This window comes from Nonomuraea sp. NPDC049637, assembly GCF_040675235.1.
Lineage (GTDB): Bacteria > Actinomycetota > Actinomycetes > Streptosporangiales > Streptosporangiaceae > Nonomuraea.
Window position 1 is genome coordinate 271914 of sequence record NZ_JBFAOM010000003.1, and the last position, 16655, is coordinate 288568.

General features: G+C 73.3%; 20 protein-coding genes. 11 read left to right on the forward strand and 9 right to left on the reverse strand.

Features of this window, described 5'->3' with window-relative positions:
• Window positions 1-49: 49 nt before the first annotated feature.
• Entirely contained in the window at window positions 50-517 is a 468-nt protein-coding gene (locus AB0J71_RS05975; protein WP_352318303.1) for an ATP-binding protein, read from the reverse strand.
• A 195-nt stretch (window positions 518-712) separates the two neighbouring features.
• On the opposite strand from AB0J71_RS05975, the gene AB0J71_RS05980 reads away from it, so the two are divergent.
• Window positions 713-1000, forward strand: coding sequence for a hypothetical protein (locus AB0J71_RS05980; RefSeq protein ID WP_364413017.1), 288 nt, complete (start codon window positions 713-715; stop codon window positions 998-1000).
• Here the strand turns inward: AB0J71_RS05980 and AB0J71_RS05985 are convergent.
• Window positions 997-1680: a DUF2267 domain-containing protein gene (locus AB0J71_RS05985; RefSeq protein ID WP_352318307.1), complete on the reverse strand. Its 684-nt coding sequence runs from the start codon at window positions 1678-1680 to the stop codon at window positions 997-999. The two genes, AB0J71_RS05980 and AB0J71_RS05985, sit on opposite strands and share 4 nt — an antisense overlap.
• Before the next feature lie 61 nt (window positions 1681-1741).
• Window positions 1742-4021, reverse strand: a complete 2280-nt coding sequence (locus tag AB0J71_RS05990) for a xanthine dehydrogenase family protein molybdopterin-binding subunit (RefSeq protein ID WP_352318309.1) — start codon at window positions 4019-4021, stop codon at window positions 1742-1744.
• A gap of 88 nt (window positions 4022-4109) precedes the next feature.
• On the opposite strand from AB0J71_RS05990, the gene AB0J71_RS05995 reads away from it, so the two are divergent.
• Window positions 4110-4592, forward strand: coding sequence for an MSMEG_6728 family protein (locus tag AB0J71_RS05995; RefSeq protein WP_352318311.1), 483 nt, complete (start codon window positions 4110-4112; stop codon window positions 4590-4592).
• Here the strand turns inward: AB0J71_RS05995 and AB0J71_RS06000 are convergent.
• Window positions 4581-5618: a carboxymuconolactone decarboxylase family protein gene (locus tag AB0J71_RS06000; protein WP_364413020.1), complete on the reverse strand. Its 1038-nt coding sequence runs from the start codon at window positions 5616-5618 to the stop codon at window positions 4581-4583. The two genes, AB0J71_RS05995 and AB0J71_RS06000, sit on opposite strands and share 12 nt — an antisense overlap.
• Before the next feature lie 166 nt (window positions 5619-5784).
• Here AB0J71_RS06000 and AB0J71_RS06005 point away from each other — a divergent pair, with 166 nt between their 5' ends.
• From AB0J71_RS06005 to AB0J71_RS06015, 3 genes are all read left to right on the forward strand, one after another.
• Window positions 5785-6915: a sensor histidine kinase gene (locus AB0J71_RS06005; RefSeq protein ID WP_364413023.1), complete on the forward strand. Its 1131-nt coding sequence runs from the start codon at window positions 5785-5787 to the stop codon at window positions 6913-6915.
• Complete coding sequence (locus tag AB0J71_RS06010; protein WP_352318318.1) at window positions 6912-7583, forward strand: response regulator transcription factor; 672 nt, start codon at window positions 6912-6914, stop codon at window positions 7581-7583. The genes AB0J71_RS06005 and AB0J71_RS06010 overlap by 4 nt, the downstream gene beginning before the upstream one ends.
• 135 nt (window positions 7584-7718) lie before the next feature.
• Complete coding sequence (locus tag AB0J71_RS06015; protein ID WP_364413026.1) at window positions 7719-9128, forward strand: LCP family protein; 1410 nt, start codon at window positions 7719-7721, stop codon at window positions 9126-9128.
• A gap of 81 nt (window positions 9129-9209) precedes the next feature.
• Here the strand turns inward: AB0J71_RS06015 and AB0J71_RS06020 are convergent, their stop codons facing one another.
• On the reverse strand, window positions 9210-9776 hold the full coding sequence (locus tag AB0J71_RS06020) for an NAD(P)-binding domain-containing protein (protein WP_352318322.1): 567 nt from the start codon (window positions 9774-9776) through the stop codon (window positions 9210-9212).
• Window positions 9777-9891: 115 nt separating this feature from the next.
• Here AB0J71_RS06020 and AB0J71_RS06025 point away from each other — a divergent pair, with 115 nt between their 5' ends.
• Window positions 9892-10719 carry an alpha/beta hydrolase gene (locus AB0J71_RS06025; protein WP_352318323.1) on the forward strand — a complete coding sequence of 276 codons (828 nt, stop codon included), beginning with the start codon at window positions 9892-9894 and terminating at the stop codon, window positions 10717-10719.
• Between the two features lie 188 nt (window positions 10720-10907).
• On the opposite strand, the gene AB0J71_RS06030 is transcribed toward AB0J71_RS06025, so the two are convergent.
• Entirely contained in the window at window positions 10908-11078 is a 171-nt protein-coding gene (locus AB0J71_RS06030; RefSeq protein ID WP_352318325.1) for a DUF3073 domain-containing protein, read from the reverse strand.
• A gap of 86 nt (window positions 11079-11164) precedes the next feature.
• Here AB0J71_RS06030 and AB0J71_RS06035 point away from each other — a divergent pair, with 86 nt between their 5' ends.
• On the forward strand, window positions 11165-11497 hold the full coding sequence (locus AB0J71_RS06035; RefSeq protein WP_090938046.1) for a metalloregulator ArsR/SmtB family transcription factor: 333 nt from the start codon (window positions 11165-11167) through the stop codon (window positions 11495-11497).
• On the opposite strand, the gene AB0J71_RS06040 is transcribed toward AB0J71_RS06035, so the two are convergent.
• Window positions 11490-12053 carry a hypothetical protein gene (locus AB0J71_RS06040; RefSeq protein ID WP_352318327.1) on the reverse strand — a complete coding sequence of 188 codons (564 nt, stop codon included), beginning with the start codon at window positions 12051-12053 and terminating at the stop codon, window positions 11490-11492. The genes AB0J71_RS06035 and AB0J71_RS06040 overlap by 8 nt on opposite strands.
• 76 nt (window positions 12054-12129) lie before the next feature.
• On the opposite strand from AB0J71_RS06040, the gene AB0J71_RS06045 reads away from it, so the two are divergent.
• From AB0J71_RS06045 to AB0J71_RS06055, 3 genes are read left to right on the forward strand one after another with little or no spacing between them, the layout of a single operon-like run.
• A complete protein-coding gene (locus AB0J71_RS06045; RefSeq protein WP_352318329.1) occupies window positions 12130-12642 on the forward strand; it encodes a PadR family transcriptional regulator in 513 nt (170 codons plus the stop codon).
• A 10-nt stretch (window positions 12643-12652) separates the two neighbouring features.
• A complete protein-coding gene (locus AB0J71_RS06050; protein WP_352318330.1) occupies window positions 12653-13531 on the forward strand; it encodes a 1,4-dihydroxy-2-naphthoyl-CoA synthase in 879 nt (292 codons plus the stop codon).
• A gap of 34 nt (window positions 13532-13565) precedes the next feature.
• Window positions 13566-14483 (forward strand): aminoglycoside phosphotransferase family protein, encoded by a 918-nt coding sequence (locus AB0J71_RS06055; RefSeq protein ID WP_364413029.1) that lies wholly within the window; start codon window positions 13566-13568, stop codon window positions 14481-14483.
• 4 nt (window positions 14484-14487) lie between these two features.
• On the opposite strand, the gene AB0J71_RS06060 is transcribed toward AB0J71_RS06055, so the two are convergent.
• Complete coding sequence (locus AB0J71_RS06060) at window positions 14488-15135, reverse strand: HPP family protein (protein WP_352318333.1); 648 nt, start codon at window positions 15133-15135, stop codon at window positions 14488-14490.
• A gap of 12 nt (window positions 15136-15147) precedes the next feature.
• Window positions 15148-16008 (reverse strand): alpha/beta hydrolase, encoded by an 861-nt coding sequence (locus AB0J71_RS06065; RefSeq protein WP_364413032.1) that lies wholly within the window; start codon window positions 16006-16008, stop codon window positions 15148-15150.
• 97 nt (window positions 16009-16105) lie between these two features.
• Here AB0J71_RS06065 and AB0J71_RS06070 point away from each other — a divergent pair, with 97 nt between their 5' ends.
• Window positions 16106-16627: a CGNR zinc finger domain-containing protein gene (locus tag AB0J71_RS06070; RefSeq protein ID WP_364413035.1), complete on the forward strand. Its 522-nt coding sequence runs from the start codon at window positions 16106-16108 to the stop codon at window positions 16625-16627.
• The last annotated feature ends 28 nt before the right edge of the window (window positions 16628-16655 follow it).

Genomic DNA, 16655 nt, shown 5'->3' on the forward strand with positions numbered 1-16655 from the left:
TAATTGATCACAGTATGGTCGGGCCGACTTGCAGGAGACTGGAAGCCCTCTACGTGCCCGCCCTGATCGGCACGACGTTGCCGGGCCCGCCGCGGCGTGGCAGCGCGAACCAGGTGGCCTTGCCGACCAGGTCGGGGTGGGTCAGGTAACGCTGGGGATGGCAGCCGTAGAAGCCGTCGGAGAGCCGGGCGACGATGCGCAGCCCCCGTCCGTGCTCGGCGGACGGGTCGGGGACCGAGGGGGCGGGCAGGGGCGGCCCGGCGTCCACGACGACGCACATGACCTCTTTGGCGTCCACGTGGAGCAGCAGCTCGTAGGGGCCCTCGCCGTACATGAACGCGTTGGTGACCAGCTCGCTCACCATGAGGACGGCGTCGTCCACGACGTCGTCGTGCAGGTCGAGCCCGGACAGCTCCTCCCGGATGATCGACCGGGCGTGGCCGACGGTCCGGGCGTCCGGGCGCAACGGCCATACGTACTGCATCCGGCTCCGCCGGGCCGACCGCAGCCTGGACATGGCCTCTCCATCCTGGGAAGGGCGGCGACGAATGCTCGTTTCAGTCAACACGAGACCTGCCTCCGATTTGTCGGACATGCGGCTGTCCAAACCTGTACGCACGGAAGGGCGGTTCGGGTCGAACGTTTTCCGAGAAATCCTGACTTTCTTCGCAGCTCGACATGTCTCCCCAGGTCAGCGGGTACGGACAGGGCCATGAGCAGTCCTGACGAGAGCACCCCCAAGACCGACGCCAAGCCGCTCCCCGACGCGGCCAGGCGTCCGTCCGAACGTGCGGCCGAACGTGCGGCCGAACGTGCGGCCGGGCGGCCCGGCAAGGCGGGCGAGGCGGGGAGGAGCCCGGCGGGGCACAGGACCGCCGGGCAGGCGGCGCTGGAACAGGCCCTGTCGCAGTCGGGCAAACACCTGGAGGACCTGACCGGCGAGGCGCCCGACCGGCACCGGGCCGGCCCGCGCCCCGGAACCGGCCGGGCCCGCGGCTAGGGCCGGCCGATGCCGGCGCCCACCTCCTCGATGAGGTCGTCCACCCGCCGGGCCAGCTGGACGTCGAGGGCCGTCACCGCGCCCACGGAGACGGTCCTGACCACGATGGCCAGGCCGTCCGCGGTGTCGTGGAGCTGGGGCTGCCGGCCGTAGGTGGTCTTGAGCCGGTCGAGCGCCCGGCGGACGGCACGCAGGTTCTCCCGCGGCAGGGAGATCTCCCGGCGCAGCGCCGAGCGGTCGCCCGACCACAGCGGCAGGGTGGCGAGGGCCGCGGCGACCTCGTCGGCGGTGAGCGGGGCGGCGTGCCCCTTGGGGCCGGTGATGCCGCCGCCGCTGTCCGGCGGGTCGAACAGGGGGCGTACCTGCTCGGGGATGTGCAGCCGGGCGATCAGCTCGGGATCCTGCTCGGCGACGGCGGCCAGCACGGCCTGGGCCCTGATCCTGGCCTGCTCGGGCGGACGGCGGCCGAGCAGCGCCGCCTGCCGGACGAAGCCCTCCTCGGTGCCGTCGTTGCGCGGATGGTCCATGGGGAAGTCGTCGGTCAGCTCGGGCGGCAGGGCGTCGATGAGCTCGCGCCGGTCGTCGTCGTCGAGCGTGCGGGCGAGCGTGGTCAGCGTGGCCTCCGCCGCCGCTCTGGCCGGGCCGGCGCCCAGGCCCGTCATGCGGCCGATGGACGCCAAGAGTGCACGATATTCCATGATTCGTCCCCCGATCCGAACCTTCAGGCTCCTCGTGCCCAGGTCAGGGCTGCCGACACCTCCACACCACCTGGGGGGTGAGGGGCACGTCGGTGAGGCGTCCGGCCAGCTCGGGCATGGCGGCGGCGACCGCGTTGCCGATGGCGGCGGGCGGCCCGATCGTGCCCGCCTCGCCGGCCCCCTTCATACCGCCCGGGGTGAGCGGCGAGGGGGTCTCCAGCAGCACGACCTCGATGTCGGGCACCTCGCGGGTGGTCGGCAGCAGGTACTCGGCGAGCGGCTGCCCGTCCTCGGTGTGGACGATCTCCTCGGTCAGCGCCATGCCGATGCTCTGCGCGACCCCGCCGCGGATCTGGCCCTCGACCACGGCCGGGTTGACCAGCGTCCCGGCGTCGTTGACCACCCAGTAGCGCTCCACCTCGACCGCGCCGGTCTCGGGGTCCACGGCGACGGCGGCGGCGTGCGCGCCGTAGGCGAAGGTGTAGGCGGCCGGGTCGTAGCTGACCCGCTCCTCCAGGCCGGGCGTGACGCCTTCCGGCAGGTCCCAGGCCCGCCAGGCGGACGTGGCCAGCTCCCGCAGCGACACCGACGCCCGCGGGTCGCCCTTGACGCGCACGCACTCCTCGGCGATCTCCAGGTCGCCGGGCGCCGCCTCCAGCCGGTGGGCGGCGATGGCCAGCAGCTTGTCCCGCAGCCGGGCGGAGGCCTGGACGAGCGCCCCGCCGCCGACCGCGAGCGACCGGCTGGCGATCGACCCGATCGACGAGTACGGCGTCGCCGCCGTGTCCCCCAGCACCACCCGCACCCGCTCGATCGGCACCCCCATCCGGTCGGCCGCGACCTGGGCCAGCGCGGTCTCGATGCCCTGCCCGATCGAGACCACCCCGGCCGACACCACCACCGACGCGTCCGGCTCCATCCGCAGCACGGCCGTCTCGTAGCCGCCCGCCTGGATGCCCGACGCCTTCATCTCCATCGACGGGCCCAGGCCGGTGGTCTCGACGTGGCAGGAGTAGCCGATGGCGCGCCGGCGCCCGTCGTCCACGCCGGTGACCGGGGTGACCAGGTCGCGCAGGGTGCGCAGGGCTCGGGGGTAGTCGCCGGAGTCGTACTGCTGGTAGACGCGGCTCGTGCACGGCAGCTCGTCCGGTGTCAGCATGTTGCGCAGCCGCAGCTCGACCGGGTCGAGGCCGAGCCGCCGGGCCGCCTCGTCGATCAGGCGCTCCCTGGTCCAGGTGCACTCCGGCTGCCCGAAGCCGCGGTAGGAGCCGGTCGGGGTGGTGTTGGTGACCACGCCGCGCACCCGTACGCCGACCCGCTCGAACCGGTACGGCCCCGGCAGCAGGGTGGCCGAGACCGCGAAGGGCGAGATGCCCACGTTCGAGGGATGGGCGCCGAGGTCGCCGAGGATGTCGGCGTCCAGGGCGACGAACCTGCCCCGGCCGTCGAGCGCCAGCCTGGCCCGGTGGACGGCGGCCCGCGCGGGCAGGGTCGCCGACAGCCGGTCGCCGGGCGACTCGGTCCAGCTCACCGGGCGGCCCGTCCGCATCGCGGCCAGGCAGACGAGCGCCTCGTCGGGGTAGACGTGCTCCTTGCCGCCGAACCCGCCGCCGACGTCCCGGCTGATCACGCGTACCCGGTCGTGGGTGAGCCCGAACGCGTCGGCCAGGTGCTCGCGCACGTGGTGCGGGGCCTGGGAGGAGAGGTGCACGGTCAGCTCGTCGTCGGCGTAGGAGGCCACGACGCCGCGCGGCTCGACGGGATGCGGCGAGATCCGGCCCATCCTGAACGTCATCTCGACGACGTGCTCGGCGGACTCGACGAACTCCGCGCAGTCGGCGTCGCCGAGCAGGAAGTCGGTGACCAGGTTCGTGCCCCACTCGGGGTAGAGCAGCGGCGCGTCCTCGTCGAGGGCGCGTTCCGCGCCGACGGTCGCGGGCGACTGGTCGAGCTCCAGGTCCAGCAGGTCCGCGGCGTCGCGGGCGGTGGCGGGGGTGCCGGCCACGACGACGGCGAGCGGCTGGCCGGCGTACCTGATCGTGTCGTCGAGCACCCGGTAGGAGGTCAGCCGCTGGCCGGGGGCGAGGGTGACGCAGGGCAGCAGCAGCTCCGCGGCGTCGGCGGGGGTGATCACGTCGAGCACCCCCTCGACCGTCCAGGCCGCCTTGGCGTCGCAGCCGAGGAGCCGTCCGTGCGCGACGGGGCTGCGCACCACCACCGCGTACGCCATGCCAGGCAGGCGTACGTTGCCGACGTATCTCCCCTTTCCGGTCAGCAGTCTGGCGTCTTCCCTGCGAGGCGTCCGCGCGCCGACATAGCCCATGGGCCGATTGTGCGCGCCGCGAGGCGTGCGGTCCATATACGATCTCGCGGGGCGGCAGGCGAGAAAGACCAGGTCAGCGGGGGCGTCGATGCAGACTTTTCTTCCATATCCGGATTTCACGGCCAGTGCTGGGGTCCTGGATGCGCTGCGGCTGGGCAAGCAGCGGGTGGAGGCCCTGCAGGTGCTGCGCGCCCTGATCGTCCCCGGCTACGGCTGGCGCCACCACCCCGCCGTCAAGATGTGGGCCGGCTACGAGGAGGCCCTCGTGCGCTACGGGCTCGACGTCTGCGACCGCTGGTGCTCGACCGGCCGGGCCGACACCTGCGCGGCCACGATGTCCGTCGAGCTGGGCCGCGCCTGCGGCACGCCCGTCATCCGCACCCAGCACGAGCTGGCGGCGGCCGGCGAGCTGCCGCCCTGGCTCGGCGACGACGCCTTCCACCGCAGCCACCGCTCCGCCCTCCTGCGCAAGGACCCCGGCCACTACCGCCCCCTCTTCGGCGACGAGCCCGACGACCTCGCATACGTCTGGCCCGTCTCGGGCCGCCCGCCCGCCTGCCTACCGACCTGACCGCCCTCCGGCGTCCAGGCGGGTCCCGGTGAGTGCGGCCTCCACGTGCCGCGTCGCCGTGGCCGCGCCGAAGGCGACGAGCCGCACCAGGTCCTCGTCCGTCGTCGCGGCGCCGCGCCAGGCGGCGACGTCCGCGTCGGTGACCCGGTAGGGCGCGAGGGCGGCGAGCAGCGCGAGCCTGGCTGCGGGCCGTTCGTCGTCGGGCACGCCGGCCAGCGGGCCCGACAGCCGGTCGCCGCCCATCGGCGGGTGCTCGCCGTCCCAGGCGGCGACCGCCTCGGTGACGGCCGTCCTGGCCGCCTCGCCGAGCAGCTCCCCGCCCGTGCCCGCGACGGCCATGAGCGTGGCGTACGCCGTGCCGACCGGCGTGCCGGCCGCCCAGGCGGGCTCGGCGGACGAGGGCAGGCCGTCCAGCACGTCCAGGCCCGCGCCGGGCGGCAGCTGCCTGCGCACCGTCCGGGACATGGCCCGGCCGCCCACGCTGCGCACCAGGCGCGACTTCTGCAGGTTGCCCGGCAGCAGGTTCTCGGTGAGCAGGGACGAGGCGATCCGGTTGACGAAGTGGAAGGTCAGCGCGGTGCCGACGTACGCGGGCGCCTGGTCCGCGGGGAAGGGCGCGGGCACCTGCCGGTCCTTGGCCCACCGCAGCAGCGCGGCGTGCTCCGGATCCGCCGGCACGCCCCCGGCCGCGACGGTCTCGGCCAGCCTGTGGTCGCCGGTGGCGTGCAGCAGCGTCGTGTGCGCGGCCACGCAGAACGGGCACCGGTTGGCCAGCGACACCCCCAGCGCCACCACCTCCCTGCCGGTCCTGGACCCCGGCCCGGCCAGCAGCGACTCCCGCAGCAGCGCCCAGGTCCCGGCCAGCACGGCGGGGGCGGGCGACAACGTCAGGAAGACCGCCATGCGGGCCATGCCGAAGTCGTCGGCGAGGCGCGCGTAGACCTGGGCCACCCGGCCCGTGGCGTCCTGCGGCCGGACGGGCGTGACGTAGCGGAACTGGCCTGCGGGCGTCTGCGTCGTGTTCATGGCCGCCATGGTGGGGCGCGGGACGGGCCGGAGTCGTCCTGCCCGGGATGACTTCCGCGGCTACGGCACGGGGCGCAGAGGCGGGCGGAGTACGACGGCGGGAGTAGTCCCCCATTCCGCCCACGTGAGGACGATTATCGACACATCAGGCTTTACTGTGCTTGGCATGAGCTTGCGATGGCACCCCGCCGTCATGGACGCGGCGCTCGCGGCCGTGGTGGCCGTGCTGCTGACGGCGACCGTGGTGGCCACGCCGGACGCGGGGCCCGCGGACTACGCCGCCGTGCTCGCCGGGTCGTTCGCGCTCGTCGCCTGGCGGCGGGCGCCGATCCCGGCGCTGCTGGTCACCACGCTGTGCATGCTGGTCTACTCCGCGCACGCGCAGCCCGGCCCGCCGGCCGCCTTCCCTGTGATGGTGACCGTGTTCGCCACGGTCAGGGCCGGTCACCGGGCGCTCGCCACGGCGGCCGGCGCGCTGTTCCTGGGCGGGACCCTGGCGGTCAACCTGGCCTCCCCCGACGGGCAGACCGCGCAGGAGATCGTGCAGAAGACGACGCTGCTGCTCGGCTGGTTCCTGGCGGCCGGGGTGACCGCGACCGTGACCCGGCACCGGCAGGCCTACCTCGTGCAGGTCGAGCAGCGGGCCGCCGAGGCCGAGCGGACCCGCGAGGAGGCGGCGCTGCGCCGGGCCGGCGAGGAGCGGCTGCGCATCGCCAGGGAGCTGCACGACTCGCTCACCCACACCATCTCGGTCATCAAGGTGCAGGCGGGCGTGGCCGTGCACCTCGCGCGCAAGCGCGGCGAGGAGGTGCCGGCGGCGCTGCTGGCCATCCAGGAGGCCAGCGGCGAGGCCATGCGCGAGCTGCGCGCCACGCTGGAGGTGCTGCGCGAGGACGACGACGCCCCCGCCGCCAGCGGCCTCGACCGGCTCACCCACCTGGTCGAACGGGCCCGCTCGACCGGCGTCCCGGCCACGGTGACGGTTACCGGCGACCGCCGCGACCTGCCGGCCGAGGTCGACCGGGCGGCCTACCGGATCGTCCAGGAGGCGCTGACCAACGTCTCCAAGCACGCCGGGCCCGCCACCGCCTCGGTACGCGTCGACTACGGCAAGGAGGAGCTGATCGTGCAGGTGGACGACGACGGCCGCGCGAACGGCGGCCCCTGCGACCCCGGCGTGGGCCTGCTGGGCATGCGCGAGCGCGTCACGGCCCTCGGCGGGCGGCTGGCGACCGGGCCGCGTCCCGAGGGCGGGTTCACCGTGCGCGCCGAGCTGCCGCTGCAGGAGGCCCGGTGATCCGCGTGCTGCTGGTGGACGACCAGGCCCTCATCCGCGGCGGCTTCCGCGCCCTGCTGGAGGCCGAGGACGACATCGAGGTCGTCGCCGAGGCCGCCAACGGGGAGCAGGCGATCGCCCTCGCCCTGGAACACCGCCCCGACGTGGCGCTCGTGGACGTGCAGATGCCCGTCATGGACGGCATCGAAGCCACCAGGCGCATCGCCGCCGACGACCGCCTGGCCGAGGTCCACGTGGTGATCCTGACCAACTACGGCCTGGACGAGTACGTCTTCCACGCCCTGCGCGCCGGCGCGAGCGGCTTCCTGGTCAAGGACACCGAGCCCGCGGACCTGCTCCAGGGCGTCAGGGTGGCCGCCCGCGGCGACGCCCTGCTCTCCCCCGCCATCACCCGCCGCCTGATCGGCGAGTACGTCGCCCGCCGCCCCGAACCAGAACCCCAGGGCCTGGACGTGCTCACCAACCGCGAACGCGAGGTGACCGCCCTGGTCGCCCGCGGCATGTCCAACGACGAGATCGCCGCCCAGATGGTGATCAGCCCGACCACCGCCAAGACGCACGTCAGCCGGGCCATGACCAAGCTGCACGCCCGCGACCGCGCCCAGCTCGTGGTCTTCGCCTACGAGTCCGGCCTGGTGACCCCGCGCGAGCGCGGACGCGAGGCTTGACCGTCAAGGAACACGGTCCCTCCGCATACCCGTCCCGGACTGAGTACACTCGGGCACGTTCAACGGCCGAGACTTGTACGGCGAGGCTCTTGGCCCGGGGCGGTGGCCCCTCGGCCCCCGTCCCTCTGGAGTCACGTGAGCAGCGGGCTTGTCGATGCTCCGCCCTCCAGCGACCCCGGCGCCCCCAAGCGGCGCCGCCGGCGCTGGCTACGCTGGGTGATCGCGATCGCGGTCGCCGTCGTCCTGCTGGTCGCCGGCGTGGCCGTCGGCGTCACCGCCAAGCTCAGCGGCAACCTCAAGCGCTCCACGGTCACCAAGGAGGACCTCGGCGAGACGCGGCCCCCCAAGGTCGCCACCTCGGCGATGAACGTCCTGATCGTGGGCTCCGACCAGCGCGACGGCAAGAACGCCAGGTACGGCCGCCGCATCGCGGGCGAGCGCACGGACACGATCATGCTGGCGCACGTGTCGTCCAAGCGGGACAACGCCATGGTGATCAGCTTCCCGCGCGACTCGCTGGTCCAGCTGCCCGCCTGCCGGGCCACGGGCGGCCTGCCCGGCCAGCAGCCGCACCTGGGCATGATCAACGAGTCGTTCAACTCCGGGGGCATCGCCTGCACCTGGAAGACGATCGAGTCGCTCACCCGCATCCACATCGACCACTTCGTGAAGGTCGACTTCACCGGCTTCAAGAGCATGGTCAACGCCGTGGGCGGCGTCGAGGTCTGCCTGCCCTCGCCGGTGAACGACAAGAAGGCCCTGCTCCACCTGCCCGCCGGGCGGCAGACGCTCAACGGCGAGCAGGCGCTCGGCTACGTCCGCGCCCGCTACAGCCTCGGCGACGGCTCCGACATCGGGCGCATCCAGCGGCAGCAGATGTTCATCGCCTCGATGCTCAAGAAGGTGATGAGCGGCGAGACGCTCACCGACCCGTCCAAGCTGTTCGGCTTCCTCGACGCCGGCACCAAGTCGGTGACCGTCGACGACGACCTGTCGGTGGGCGTCATGAAGGACCTCGCCACCAGCCTCCAGGGCCTCAACGCCGGGCAGATCCGGTTCATCACCACCCCCTGGCACTACTCGCTGACCCAGCCGGGCCGGGTCGAGTGGGTGCAGCCGCAGGCGGGCCGGCTGTTCCAGATCGTCGCCAGGGACCAGAGCGTCCAGGGCGTCAAGGGCGGCCAGGCCAAGGTGGGGCGGTCGAAGATCCAGGTCGAGCTGCGCAACGGCACCTACCGCGGCGGCCTCGGCACGCAGGTGGCCGCGTTCCTGGAACAGCGCGGCTACCACATCAGCAAGATCGGCGACACGGCCAGGAAGCCGCAGGCGAAGACCACGCTGCTCTACGGCCCCAACGCCGAGACGCGGGTGCCCACCCTCACCAACGACCTGCTCGCCGCCACGCCGAAGCTGGTCGCCGGCGCCCGGACGAACCACCTGGTGCTGGTGCTCGGCGACGACTGGAAGGGGCTCAAGCCGCTGCGCGCCGACGACACCGAGGCGATCAAGGGCTTCGACGCCACCCACGACACCTGCGCGGCCTGACCGGCCCACCCTCGGCTCCCTCAGGCCCATCCCGGCTCACGCAGGGCCGGCCGGGCCCAGCCCCGCTCGGCCCGGCCCGGCTCACAGGGCGTCGGCCAGGCCGCCCCCGTCGATGGCGGTGAAGCCGGCGTCCTCGATGAGCGGCACCACGGCCTTCTTGGCGGCCTCGTCGTCGCCCCAGTAGGGCATGTCGGCCCGCGGGCCGCCCCGCTGCCCGGCCGTGCCCAGGTCCAGCAGCTCGTTGGGGTACTTGGTGTTGAACGTGCGCACCAGCCGCACCTCGCGGCCGAGCACGTGCTGCTGGTACTGCGGGCTGGTGAGCCCGTCCGGCACGGCCACCACCGCCTCGGCGCCGTCGAGCCGGGTGATCGGGTTGCTGGGGTCGATGACGATCTTGCCGCCCAGCGCCGCGCCCAGCTCCTCGACCACGGTCGGGAACGCCTCCCACCACACCGCCATGACGACGACCTCGCCGAAGCGCGCCGACTCGATCGGCGAACCGACGCCCGACTGCCCCTCGGCGGCGGCCGCGGCCTCCTCGGCGAGGGCCGGCCGGGCGTCGCTGAAGAGCACGTCGTGGCCGGCCGCCGCGAACAGCCGGCCGAGCGGCGCGCCGAGCCGGCCCGAACCCACGATTCCTACGCGCATGTCTGGATCTCCTTGTCGGCCGATCGGCACCTGCCCATCGGCCTTCCCCGCATGCCTGGCTTTTCGCCTGCGCCGCGAGATCTTTGCCCGCCGGTGATCCCTACACTCGTCGTCCATGAACGATCCCGACGTCCACGAGCTGCGCAGGGGCAGCGCCGAGCGGGCGCACCTGCGTGCGCGGGGGCCCGAGCTGCCGCGGGTGAGCGACCTGGCCGGGCCGCGCGGGCTGCCGCTGCGGCACTACCGGCCCGCGCGGGAGCGGCGGCCGCTGGTGGTGTACGTGCACGGCGGCGCGTGGGTGTTCTGCGGCCTGGACACGCACGACCGGATCTGCCGCCTGCTGGCCCGCGAGTGCGGGGTGGAGGTGCTGGCCGTGGACTACCGGCTGGCGCCCGAGCACCCGTACCCGGCGGCCGTCGAGGACGTCGTGGACGTGCTGCGCGCGGCCCGTCCGGTGGCGGTGGCCGGGGACAGCGCGGGCGGCTACCTGGCCACGATGGCCTGCCTGGCGCTGCGGGACGCGGGCGACCCGTTGCCCGCCGCCCAGATCCTGGTCTGCCCCAACACCGACCTCACGCTCTCCTGCCCCAGCGTGCGGGAGAAGGGCACCGGTCACGGCCTCGACGAGAGCTTCCTCGCCTGGGCCGTGCGGCAGTGGGCGCCCGACCCGGCGCGGCGCGGCGACCCGAGGCTGAGCCCGCTGCTCGTGCCCGACCTGAGCGGGATGCCCGCCACGCTGGTGGTCACCGCCGAGCACGACGCCCTCAGGGACGAGGGCGAGGCCTACGCCCGCCGGCTGGCCGAGGCGGGCGTGCCGGTCACGTGCCGCAGGGAGCCCGGCCTCACGCACGGATTCCAGCAGAACGCCGACCCGGTGTCGCAGGCCGCCACCGGCCGCCTGCTCGCCGACGCGCGCCGGCTGCTCGAAGCGGTGACGGGCTAGCAGCCCGCCGGACCACTGCGGCCCGCCCCGCACCCTGCGGCACGCCGCCGGGCGGGCACGGGATCGGGCCCGGGATCAGGCACGACATCGGGCACGGCAACACCGCCTGGAACTCGCGGCGACCGGTCAGGCGCCGGAGGCCAGGCGGCCCGAGAACGTCGCGGACGCCCCCGCGAAGCCGGCGCGCGTCATTGCGCGCGCTCGGACTCCTGCTCGGGCGCCGTAGACGTGTACATCTCCTCGCGTGGCGAGTCCGCGCCCAGCTCCTCGCGCAGCCGGTCGTAGTCGATGTTGTGGTTGGCGTACTTCAGCTGGCGAGCGACCTTCGTCTGCTTCGCCTTGGCTCTTCCTCGGCCCATGGCTACTCCCTAGTCCCCGCTGTCATGCTATCCAACAACATGGTGACTTGAAGAATTATGCAACTGCGCTCGATTAGTCTTGCAATATGCACGTGGAGGTCCACCAGGCCAAGGCCGACTTCTTCCGGACACTCGGCCACCCCGCTCGCATCAGAGTGTTGGAGCTACTCCAGGAAGGTCCACTGCCCGTCAGGGACCTGCTGGCCCAGATCGACATCGAGGCGTCGAGCCTCTCACAGCAGCTGGCGGTCCTGCGCAGGGCCGGGATCGTGAGCGCAATCCGCGAAGGCAGCACGGTGGTCTACACCCTGGCCACTCCCGAGCTGGCAGACCTGCTCGGCGCCGCCCGCCGCATCCTCACCGACATGCTGGCCGACCAGGGGGAGCTCCTGGCCGAGCTGCGGGCGGAGGTCACTTAGCGGCGGCCTCGGCGCGGCGCCTGACGACCTTCGGGTACCGGGCGGTGAAGACGGCGGGGACGACGAACGAGAGCACCTTGATCGCGATGACGACCGTGGTGGCGTGGGGGGCCGCGGCCAGCACGAACGTCAGCGAGACGGCGGCGAGCGTGAACGCCGCCGCCCACACCGTCGTGATCACCACGTTGACGCGGCGGAACGCCTGGGTCTCCCAGATCTCCTTCGGCGCCATCGTGCGCGCGATGCCCAGCGTGAACGGCTTGCCGATGGCCAGCGAGCCCCAGGCGGTGCCGGCCAGCCACACGTTGACCAGCGCGGGCCCGTACGGCGTGAGCGGCGAGTGCGGGGCCGCCAGGGAGAGCACCGTGAGCAGGGCGAAGAAGGCGGCGGCGCTCGTCTCGATGACGATCTCGTCCCAGGCCCGGCCGGACCGGCGGTCGATGGCCACGAGGGCGAGGGCGATCACGAGGCCGGTGATGGCGCCCCAGCGCCACTCGTCGCCGGTGGCGATGACCGCGTAGACGACCCAGGGGAGGAAACCGAGCAGACCGCGCATCGCGCAACTCCTTTGACATTCCTATGTAGACATGTCGAATGTAGAACCTCCTGTGGAGATATGTCAATATAGGAATATGAGCTTGAGACACGCCGTGCTTGGTCTGCTCGCCGAGGGCCCGGCCAGCGGCTACGACCTGCTGAAGACCTTCGACGTCTCATTGTCCAACGTCTGGCCGGCCACGCAGAGCCAGCTCTACGCCGAGCTCGGCAAGCTGGCCGACGCCGGGCTCGTGAGCGTCGCGGCCGAGGGCCCCCGCGGCCGCAAGGAGTACGCGATCACCCAGGAGGGCCGGGCCGAGCTGCGCCGCTGGATCATCGAGGTCGAGCCGGTCCGGGTCGGGCGCAGCGACATGCTGCTGCGCGTGTTCTTCCTCGGCCAGGTCGATCCCGAGCAGGCCCGCGCCTACCTGCGCCGGCAGGCCGAGGTGGTGGGCAAGCACATGGAGCACATGGAGGCCATCAAGGGCTTCGTCGAGAGCGGCCAGGACAACCTGTCGGTCTACGGCCGGCTCGCCCTGGAGTACGGCCTGCGGCTCGGGGCCGCCCAGAAGGCGTGGGCCGAGTGGGCCGAGGGGCAGATCCGTTAGGCTCGCCTCCATGGTCTCCGAGCTGTTCGATCCGAAGATGTGGCAGGCAGTCGAGGGCTTCGACTTCACCGACATCACCTACCACCGGGCCCTCGACCAGGGCACGGTGCGGGTCGCGTTCAACCGGCCCGAAGTGCGCAACGCCTTCAGGCCCCAGACGGTCGACGAGCTCTACCGGGCGCTCGACCACGCCAGGCAGGCCACCGACGTCGGCTGCGTGCTGCTCACGGGCAACGGCCCCTCGCCCAAGGACGGCGGGTGGGCCTTCTGCTCCGGCGGCGACCAGCGCATCAGGGGCAAGGACGGCTACCAGTACGCCGACGGCACCCCCGCCACCGGGCGGCTGCACATCCTGGAGGTGCAGCGCCTGATCCGCTTCATGCCCAAGATCGTGATCTGCGTGGTGCCCGGCTGGGCCGCGGGCGGCGGGCACAGCCTCCACGTCGTGGCCGATCTCACCCTGGCCAGCGCCGAGCACGCCCGCTTCAAGCAGACCGACGCCGACGTGGCCAGCTTCGACGGCGGCTTCGGCTCGGCCTACCTGGCGCGGCAGGTCGGGCAGAAGTTCGCGCGCGAGATCTTCTTCCTGGGCGACACCTACAGCGCGGCCGACGCCCACCGCATGGGCATGGTCAACGCCGTCGTCCCGCACGCCGAGCTGGAGGCCACGGCGCTGGAGTGGGCGCGCAAGGTCAACGGCAAGTCGCCCACCGCGCAGCGCATGCTGAAGTTCGCCTTCAACATGATCGACGACGGGCTGGTCGGGCAGCAGGTGTTCGCGGGCGAGGCGACGCGGCTGGCGTACATGACGGACGAGGCGGCCGAGGGGCGCGACTCCTTCCTGGAGAAGCGGGCGCCCGACTGGTCGCCCTTCCCCTGGCACTTCTAGCCGCGGGCGCCCCGGCCGGAGGCAGACTGGGGCGATGAGGATCATGGTTCCCGAGGCGTTGACCGCATCACACGTGAAGATCGACGGCGAGCGGGGGCGGGCCTGGTCGGCCGGCCTGCCCGCGCTGGCCGAGCGTTACCTGGAGGAGTGGGGGCTGCGGCTCGACGAGGGCCGCCCCATGCACGGCGTGGTCTCCCTCGTGCTGCCCGTCGTGCGGGAGGACGGCACCAGGGCGGCGCTCAAGCTCCAGCCCGTCACCGACGAGAACGCCACCGAGGCGCCGGGCCTGCGCACGTGGGCCGGGAAGGGCTCGGTGCTGCTGCTCGACGACGACCCCGAGACCGGCGCCCTGCTGCTGGAACGCCTCGACTCCGGCCGCCCGCTGTCGGCCGTCCCTGACGACACCGAGGCGCTGACGATCCTGACCGGGTTGCTGGGCCGGTTGACCGCCTTCCCCGCCCCGCCGGGGCTGCGCCGGTTGGGCGACATCGCCGCGCAGATGCTGGCCGACGTCGACCGCGCGGCGGCCGCGCTGCCCCGCGAGCAGGACAGGCACTGGCTGCGCTGGTGCGCCGACGCGGTCGCCGAGCTCGTCGGCGAGCCGGGCGACCGGCTGCTGCACTGGGACCTGCACTACGACAACGTGCTGGCCGCCGAGCGGGAGCCGTGGCTCGCCATCGACCCCAAGCCGCTGGCCGGCGACCCCGGCTTCGACCTGTGGCCCGCCCTGGACAACCGCTGGGACGCCGTCGTCGCCACCGGCGACCCGGTCAGGGGCGTGCTGCGGCGGTTCGACCTGATGGCGGACGGGCTGGGCCTCGACCCCGCCAGGGCGGCCGGCTGGACCCTCGGCCGGATCCTGCAGAACGCCCTCTGGGACGTCGAGGACGGCGAGCACGAGCTCAACGACGTCGCCCTGGTGATCGCCGAGGCCATGCGCCGCCGCCAGTGACGGGTCACCGCCAGTAGGCGGGGTATCGGCGGCCCGGCAGCGCCCTTCCGAGCGCCACCCCGGCGACGATCACCACGAGGCTGGCGACCAGGACCGGGTCGAGCAGGTACACCGGGTCGGGGGCGGTGAGCCCGACCAGCGCCGCCGTGGCCCCGGCCGGCGGGTGAGGGGCCCGCAGCAGCAACATCGGGGCCGTGGAGAGCGCCGCCGCGGCGACCGCCGTCCACACCGAGGGGCCGGTGAGGGCGGTGAGCGCCAGGGCGAGCGCGGCGGCGCTCAGGTGGCCGAGGAGGATGCTGCGCGGCTGGGCGAACGGCGCGGCGGGCGCCAGGGCCACGATCCCGGCGGAGGCGGCGAACGGCAGCGCGAACAGCTCCATGCCGGTGAGGCCGGCCAGCAGGGCCAGTAAGGACAGTCCGGCCAGCGCCGCCGCGGTGGCCAGGGCCACCGCCCTGGCGGACGGCCGGGCGGGCGCCCCCGACGTCCCGGCCCACCCCCGCCTCCGGGAGGGCGGCGGCCCGGCCGCCGGGCCCGCCGCGCGCCCGTGGGGGGCGGGGGCGGGGCGGGAGCCCAGGGATCGGTGCGCGTGGACGGCGGCGGCGGACAGGCCGGTGCGGGCCGTGGTGTTCCCGCGGCGGCGGGGCTGGCTCATCGGAGGCTCCCGTCAGTCGGAGAGGCGGCGGAGGAAGTCGCGGACCAGGGCCGCGATCTGCGGGCCGCGCGTCTCCAGGGCGAAGTGGCCGGCGTCCAGGAGCTGGATCTGCGCGCGCTTGGTGTCCCGGTCGAAGGCGAGGGCGCCGTCGGGGCCGAAGATCTCGTCGTGCCGGCCCCACACGGCCAGCACCGGCGTCTGGTGCGTGCGCAGGTACTCCTGCCACTGCGGGTAGAGGCCCGGGTTGCGGCCGTAGTCCACGAAGAGGGCGAGCTGGACGGCGTGGTTGCCGGGCCGGTCGAGACGGGCCTGGTCGAGGGCCGCCTTGTCCGGGTTGACCATGGCGGCGTCGGGGACGCCGTGCGTGTACTGCCAGTGGGTGGCCTCGGGGGTGAGCAGGCCGAGCAGCGCGGAGGTGTTCTCCTCGGACGGGTCGGCCCACGCCTTGCGCAGCGGCTCCCAGAACGGCGTCAGACCCTCCTCGTACGCGTTGCCGTTCTGGGTGACGATGCCGGTGACGCGCTCCGGGTGCCGGACGGCGAGGCGGAAGCCGACGGGGGCGCCGTAGTCGTGCACGTAGAGCGCGTACCTGGTGACGCCGAGGGTGTCCAGGAGAGTGTCCACCACGTCGGCCAGGTGGTCGAAGCTGTACTCCCACTCGTCGGCCGCGGGGGCCGAGCTGTGGCCGAAGCCCGGGTAGTCGGGCGCGATCAGATGGAACTCGTCCGCCAGGTCGGCGATCAGCTCCTGGTAGGCCACCGACGAGGTCGGGAACCCGTGCAGCAGCACCAGCGTGGGCGCCGACGGGTCACCGGCCTCCCGGTAGAACACGTCGAGGCCGTCCACCACAGCGGTGCGGTACCGAACATTCATCTCATCCTCCAGCTATAACCGGCTAAGTCCGTTTTGCTGGTTAAGTGATAGCATGGCGATGGATAACCGGTCAAATCGCTTTGGGGGGTTAGAGGCAGTGAGGATACGGCCGCTTCGCGACGAGCCCATGGCGCTCGACCTGGTCGACACCGTCTGGGTGGAGCACGGCGCCCTGCTCGACCAGTTCGACGACCTGGAAGGCGTGCGCTCCTGGCTCGGCGACCACGGCCTGCCGGGCGAGGACGACCTGGAGCGGGTGCGCGACCGGCTCGTCCGGACGCGGGACGCGCTGCGCGGCTCGCTCGAAGGCCGGGGGCACGACGCGCTCAACGCGGTGCTCGCCGAGGGCTCGACCAGGCCGCGGATGGACGACGACGGGCCGCGCGAGACCGTCGTGGTGAGCGATCCGGCCTGGGAGGCGGCCTGGACGGGGGCCGCCGACTTCGTCCGGCTCCTGCGCGAACGTCCCGAACGGCTGCGCAAGTGCGCGAACCCGGCCTGCGTCCTGTGGTTCCTCGACGTGAGCAAGAACGGCAGCCGCAGGTGGTGCTCGATGGAGGTGTGCGGCAACCGCGCGAAGGCGGGCCGGTTCAACCAGCGCCACAGGAACGCCGTCTGAACCGCGAAGGCGGGCCGGCTCGACCGGC